Annotated in this window: 3 protein-coding genes; 2 read left to right on the top strand and 1 reads right to left on the bottom strand. The window is 64.6% G+C overall.

Annotated features, from left to right (window positions below; all coding sequences use genetic code 11):
* A partial coding sequence (locus AB0C34_RS31460) for a phage tail tip lysozyme (protein ID WP_357081066.1) occupies positions 1-456 on the top strand: 456 nt, incomplete at its 5' end.
* Between the two features lie 654 nt (positions 457-1,110).
* Entirely contained in the window at positions 1,111-2,292 is a 1,182-nt protein-coding gene (locus tag AB0C34_RS31455) for a transglycosylase SLT domain-containing protein (RefSeq protein ID WP_357081064.1), read from the top strand.
* 339 nt (positions 2,293-2,631) lie between these two features.
* Here the strand turns inward: AB0C34_RS31455 and AB0C34_RS31450 are convergent.
* Positions 2,632-3,015 (bottom strand): NlpC/P60 family protein (locus AB0C34_RS31450; protein WP_357081061.1); only part of this gene is annotated, 384 nt, incomplete at its 5' end.

Raw genomic sequence — 3,015 nt, 5'->3', positions numbered from 1 at the left:
ACCCCGGACGGTAGCAATATCCCGGGCGGCCAGGCTCCCTCGGTCGCGAATATTTATCGGTATCTCATAACTAAATATGGATTCACCCCGGCGCAAGCAGCAGGTATCTTGGGCAATATGCAGGTCGAGTCGGGATTCAATACCGCTGCCTATAACTCCGGCGAGGGTGCCATCGGCCTCTGCCAGTGGGAGGGCGGTCGGCGGCGGCAACTCGAGCAGTTCGCTGCTGCCCGGGGTAAGCCGGTGACCGATTGGCAGGTCCAAGTCGATTTCATGGCGCACGAATTGGCTGGTAGCGAGTCAGGCGCCTACAGATACATCAAAGCCGCGCAAACACCCGCCGCTGCCGCGGCAGCCTTCGATCAGTACTACGAACGAAGCGATGGTGCTGCTCGAGGCCAGCGCATGGCTAATGCGAATCAATTCGCGGCATCATTGGGTAGGGTTTCGGTGTAGGTCGGGCTCTGGTTCGACTCGCTTGGCCGCCTTCAACTCGATGATAGTTTTTCGGCTGCCGGGTGCCGAAGCCGTTGTTGCAAAAGGAATCAGCGGCGTGATTTCTGCGTACTGTCGGACTGTCGACGGCTGTCGCATGTGCTCCGCCGCTGCGGATTCCCTCCGGCGGGAACATCACGATGATGCTCGGACAAAGCTGCGTTATGCTGCGGTTACGCTGTCGGGCAGGTGTCGGCGCAAGAAGGTCCCTTACCGGGGTGAGCGGGGCAGGTGAATGAGGCCGACGACTCGACGCAGTTGGCAACCCGAGGTCAGCGGCTCCGGGCATCTCCTGCACCGGCATCCACTACTCGGTCTGTGGTTGAGCAGCGCACACAGCGAGTCGTGTGGTGGAAGGTGAGTGATGGCTGCCCTGGTGATGTCGCCTCATCCTGTCTCTCCCGCTCGGAACGGTTCCCTCGCGCGGTGCATGGGGTCGCTCAGGCTGACGCGGGGACGCGCAGACGGGACCGACAGCATGGGCGCAGGAACTTATTACGCCATTGATCGGCATGGGTCGACCAGTGACACACTTGGTGTCAAGACTGTCTGCCGCGGCCGTGTGTGCGTGGGGCACTGATGGAGCCGACGAAAAGGACCCCGTCCGAGCCCGACATGGAGGATGGTGATGACTCGAGAGCGGGCGTCACGACGTCCGCCCCCGATCGCTCTACGAAGACGAAGGCCCGGGGCAGTCCGGCGCGGGTCCCGCCGCCGCTGCCCGGTGGCGCACCGACGCCGGGCGCTCCGGTTCCGGTGGCGAACACTGCCGCACGCGGTCAGGCGCCCGCTCCGACAATCGAAACACCGTCCGCCACAACAGGTGCGCCATCGGTTGCCCGGCCGGACGCATCAGCCCTGTCCGGGGCGGCTACGCCGATGGCGGCTGCCGCGCTCGGTGCCCTCGCGACGATAGCCGCACACTACGGCGATGGAACCCCGACCGCCGAATCCGGCAAATCCTATGCGCCCCCTGACCTCGCGGCGGCACGTCCGACCGGACCGGTGGTCTGGGACGGCGACCTGGGATCACAGTACGCGGCCCACCGGCAGGACACCTTGCGGAACATAGACGCCAATCGATCGATGAACGCCGAACTGGAGCGCATCCTCGACGGCGCGGTGGACAATACAACCCAAGGAAGAGCGGCCATCGGCGCGATCGTCGCCGAGGTCAACACGGCGATGACCGCGCTGGGCAAGATCGAAGACACGGCGGCGGGTAGGGACCTCGTGGTCACCACACTGGGCAACGCATTGCACCGGGCCGGAACCGTCCTCGGGCAGGGGCAGGCAGCTGCGACGCTCACAGCCGAACGCGTTGCCGCCCTGGCGGACCGGTACATGCAGCAGGCGCGCCCGGCGCGCCCCCGCCGTCCCGGCCGGGCGACGCACCCCGGTATGCGCGGCAGCGGTGGCCCACCGCGCACACGTCCCTCCGGGCGGCAGGGGCAATGGATCAACGAGGCGCTTCAGATCCTCCGCCAGCACGGCTACGACACCCGCCAGATCGACCCCGCCGATATCGCGGCGATCATCCAGCACGAATCCGGTGGCAACCCGAACGCGATCAATCTTTGGGACAGCAACGCTGCCAAGGGCATCCCGTCCAAAGGGCTGATGCAGACCATCGATCCGACATTCAACTCGTATTCGCTTCCTGGACACCGCGATATCTGGAATCCCGTCGACAATATCGTCGCGGGTGTGCGGTATTCCATCGAGCGTTATGGGTCGGTCAGCAATGTGCCGGGGATCGTGCAGATGCGCAGCGGGGGCTCGTACGTAGGGTACTGATGTCGAGCGCGTTCGACTCAGGAGGTCGCGCGCATCGCCACCGGCCGGGGTCGTCGGCGGGAACCGCTCCGGGCGGCTCAGCGGTCATTCGTTCGATTTCTGGATCGCATCGCGGATCTGACCTTCTACGCCGACACCGGCAGCGTCACAGACCGGACTTCACTCACCGCGCTGACTTCGATGACTCCGGCGCCGGCGTTCGCGGTCGCTGAACAATCACGGCCCAAGCGGCGATCCGGATGAGCGACGACTGGAAGAATTCGCGATGTATGAAGAACATCGTGCGCGAGATACCGACCGTCCTTTCCGCACACTGCTGACCTGGCCGAAGGAGGACGGTCAGGTCCACCGTGCGGCGCGGTAACTTCTGGGTAGTGGGACTTGGCCGATGGGTACTCCCGAGCGGGACGCGGCGATACATCTGCCGTTCCCGATGTACATGATGACGTGGCCGGCGACGCCGTTCTTGAATGAGGATTCCGGGAAGATCAAGTCGCCCGGCCGAATCTGCGATGGATTGACCTTGGGCAGCTGGCGATACTGGTCGTTCGCGATTCGCGGAATCCTGACTCCCGCCGCGGCAGCCGAGTAATGCAGCAGACCCGAGCAATCGAAAGAATTCGGCCCCTCCGCACCCCACACATACGGCTTTCCGGTCTGAGCCAGTGCCACCGAGATCGCCCGCGCGGCGGCTCCGGATACTCCGGATATTCCCGATCCAGC

The sequence above is a fragment of the Nocardia sp. NPDC049220 genome (assembly GCF_040647855.1).
Lineage (GTDB): Bacteria > Actinomycetota > Actinomycetes > Mycobacteriales > Mycobacteriaceae > Nocardia.
The sequence above is the reverse complement of the archived record's forward strand: the minus strand, read 5'-3'. Positions and strand labels throughout refer to the sequence as shown.